Source organism: Acidobacteriota bacterium, assembly GCA_028874215.1.
GTDB lineage: Bacteria > Acidobacteriota > UBA6911 > RPQK01 > JAJDTT01 > JAJDTT01.
The window spans coordinates 1-2,884 of record JAPPLF010000045.1; the positions used below are offsets into that span (position 1 = coordinate 1).

4 protein-coding genes are annotated in these 2,884 nt (G+C 61.9%); 2 read left to right on the forward strand and 2 right to left on the reverse strand.

Features of this window, described 5'->3' with window-relative positions; genetic code table 11:
• On the reverse strand, nucleotides 1-445 hold a 445-nt coding region (locus tag OXT71_08870; GenBank protein ID MDE2926494.1), incomplete at its 3' end, for a hypothetical protein.
• Between the two features lie 77 nt (nucleotides 446-522).
• Between OXT71_08870 and OXT71_08875 the strand changes: the two genes are divergently transcribed.
• Complete coding sequence (locus OXT71_08875; GenBank protein ID MDE2926495.1) at nucleotides 523-1,308, forward strand: phytanoyl-CoA dioxygenase family protein; 786 nt, start codon at nucleotides 523-525, stop codon at nucleotides 1,306-1,308.
• A gap of 50 nt (nucleotides 1,309-1,358) precedes the next feature.
• Here the strand turns inward: OXT71_08875 and mtnP are convergent, their stop codons facing one another.
• Complete coding sequence (mtnP, locus tag OXT71_08880) at nucleotides 1,359-2,222, reverse strand: S-methyl-5'-thioadenosine phosphorylase (GenBank protein ID MDE2926496.1); 864 nt, start codon at nucleotides 2,220-2,222, stop codon at nucleotides 1,359-1,361.
• A gap of 288 nt (nucleotides 2,223-2,510) precedes the next feature.
• On the opposite strand from mtnP, the gene OXT71_08885 reads away from it, so the two are divergent.
• Nucleotides 2,511-2,756: a type II toxin-antitoxin system Phd/YefM family antitoxin gene (locus tag OXT71_08885; protein MDE2926497.1), complete on the forward strand. Its 246-nt coding sequence runs from the start codon at nucleotides 2,511-2,513 to the stop codon at nucleotides 2,754-2,756.
• Nucleotides 2,757-2,884: the final 128 nt, after the last annotated feature.

A 2,884-nucleotide genomic window follows, 5' to 3' on the forward strand; every position in this document is an offset into this window, starting at 1 on the left:
GGTCACCGAACTTGTTCGGCTGGATGAACAGCCCGTCCACGGGTTCCCCGCCATAGGAGACGATCACCGTGACCGTGTCGCCCGCTGCGTGGCCGCCCCCCATCGTGATGCTCAGCCGGTGGTCGTTGTGGGTAAAAGCCGCGCTTTCTCCGCCGACCGTTACCCGGTCCACGGTGAGCGGGCCCAGGTCGAGGGGCAGGACGTCCCGGCCGCCGGCCAGCATCTCCGCCAAGATCGTGGTCTCGCCCTGGATGGCCCGTCCTGTTTCGCCGATCTCCATTTGTATCCGGTAGTGGAGGATATTGACGTCATCCATGCGGGGGTATCCGTCGTTGGCCACGGCCGCGCCGGGCGCAAGGCCCAGGACGAGCAGCACAGCCTTCGGAGTGAGGCGGAATACGAGCAGCGCTGCCGCGACGGTCCACCTGCTGATCTGCTTCTTCAATTTGTGATCCTCCTTGACAGGTTTCGCGGTCCGACCCATATATTCTCCCCACTAATCCAAGTGAACTGACAGGATGGATGGACATGGTCCGTCTGACCGACGAAGACATCCGGTTTTTCGCCCGCGAAGGCTACCTGATCAAGCGCGGCGTCCTCGATCCCGATCTGATGGCCCGGGGCAGGGAACGCATGTGGAGCAACCTGCCGCCGCCCCTCGAGCGCGAAAAACCGGAAACCTGGATCGGCCCCTTCCCGGAGCCGGTCGACGACGGCGCTTCGAACCGGCACCAATTCATGTGGAAGTACCGCCAACCGGGCGGAGAGGACTGGATGGTCCGCCTCCTCGCCACCGATCCTTCCGTGATGGGCATGGCGGAGCAGTTGCTCGGCGAGGGCAATCTGGTCGAACCGGATCGGATCCGCGGCATTTACTGTGTCCTGCCCGAAGGCGCCGCGCCGCCCCGTCCCATGGGTTGCCACGTGGACGCCCATCCCTTTCACCTCGGCGTCGTGGGGTACATCGACGACGTGGAACCCGGAGGCGGCGGATTCACCGTTTGGCCGGGCAGCCACCGGATTTTCTACCGGGATTTCACCCGGCGCTACGTCTTCGACAAAACGCCTGAATACCTGGCCCACAAGGACGAGGTGAGCGGAATGCCCCCCATGGACTGCCACGGCAAGGCCGGCGACATCGTGTTCTGGCACCACCGCATGGGCCATTCCGTCGGCCACAACCGGACCGGCCGGATCCGCCAGGCGGTCCTGTACGACTACAAGCGGGCGGACCTGGACGAGCACGCGCCTCCCGGCGACGACATGTGGGTGGATTGGCCGGGCGTTCGTGCCGTTTTAGCACCATGACATGTGGACAGACTGGCCCGGCGTCCGACCGTTACACCTGTCCTGATCCTCTACTCGAAATAGCGGCCCACGATCGGCCTCAGCTTCTCCAGCGTGCCGGCGGGCACAGCGTCGCGGTCGGAAACGATGGCATTGGCCAGCGCGTTGTGACAGCGGCACGTGCTGTCCAGCGGAATAGCCGGCACGACGTGGCGGATGACCTGGCGCGCGTGGTCCACGTTCGCGTGCAGGTTCTCGATAATCATGTCGACGGTCACGGAATCGTGTTCCTCGTGCCAGCAGTCGTAGTCGGTGGAACACGCGATGGCGGCATAGCAGATCTCCGCCTCCCGGGCGAGCTTGGCCTCCGGCGCGGCTGTCATCCCGATGACCGAAAACCCCCAGCCCCGGTAGACGTTCGACTCCGCTTTGGTCGAGAACTGGGGACCTTCCATGCAGAGATAGGTACCGCCGTCGTGCACGGTCAGGCCCGTCGATTCGGCACCGTCGACGAGCAACCGGCGCAACGGCCCGCAGAACGGTTCACCGAGGCCTACGTGCACCACGAGGCCGCCGCCGAAGAAGCTCGTCGTGCGGTGCCGGGTGTGGTCGTATAACTGGTCCGGTATGACGAAATCCCGCGGCCGGATGTCTTCCTGGAGGCTCCCCACGGCGCTGACCGAAAGAATCCACCGGACACCCAGCGACTTCAGCGCGAAGATGTTCGCCCGCACGTTGATTTCGGACGGGCCCAGGCGATGGCCCCGGCCGTGCCGGGCCAGGAACGCCACGCGCCGGCCCTCCAGGGTGCCGGTCACGATGGCGTCGCTGGGGTCGCCGAAGGGGGTGTCGGGCCGGACCTCCTCGAGATCCGTAAGCCCCTCCATCCCGTAGAACCCTGTACCGCCGATAACCGCGATCTGTGCTTCAGGCATTGCCGTGTCCTCTATACGTGTTTCGATGTAGGCCTTCGTAATGTCTCAGTTGGTACCGCCCCAGACCAAGAGTTGATACCGGTCCGTGATCATCGGGCCTGGCATGTCGCCCGGGCAGGATAAGATGAAAAAGCGCTCGGCGGGGCGTCAAGGAACATATTCAGATGGTTGCTCCATATGCGTGTTCCACGGATACAAACTCAGGCTGATGACTGATCGGAAATCCGATTTTCTCTTGACGCCTTTCTCCTGACTGAACATATTAAGTGTACACTTCAAGGAGGGGTCATGAAAGCATCCATACTTGATCTGCGACGACGCATGAGAGACGTTTTGCGCGCGCTTGACCGCAACGAATCGGTAACGATTTACTATCGGGGCAAGGAAAAGGCAATTCTATCTCCCAGCCGGCATCATACGGACAAATCCGTAAAAAACCATGAAGCGTTCGGGATGTGGCGAGATCGAAAGGATACAACGGACGTCGATGCTTACGTACGCAATCTGAGAAAAGGCCGTCTGGATGATTTTTGATACCGACGTGATGATCTGGGTTTTCAGGGGTCACGAAGGCGCAGCGCAACTAGTCGAAGATGCGGATGACCGGCGGATATCATTGGTTACCTACATGGAGTTCATCCAGGGTGTCAGAAACCGGCAGG

What these genes read in the sequence shown, in the direction of transcription:
- OXT71_08885 (MDE2926497.1), top strand. Translation starts at nt 2,511, where the DNA reads ATGAAAGCATCCATACTTGATCTGCGACGACGCATGAGAGACGTTTTG.
- mtnP (MDE2926496.1), bottom strand. Translation starts at nt 2,222, where the DNA reads ATGCCTGAAGCACAGATCGCGGTTATCGGCGGTACAGGGTTCTACGGG.
- OXT71_08875 (MDE2926495.1), top strand. Translation starts at nt 523, where the DNA reads ATGGACATGGTCCGTCTGACCGACGAAGACATCCGGTTTTTCGCCCGC.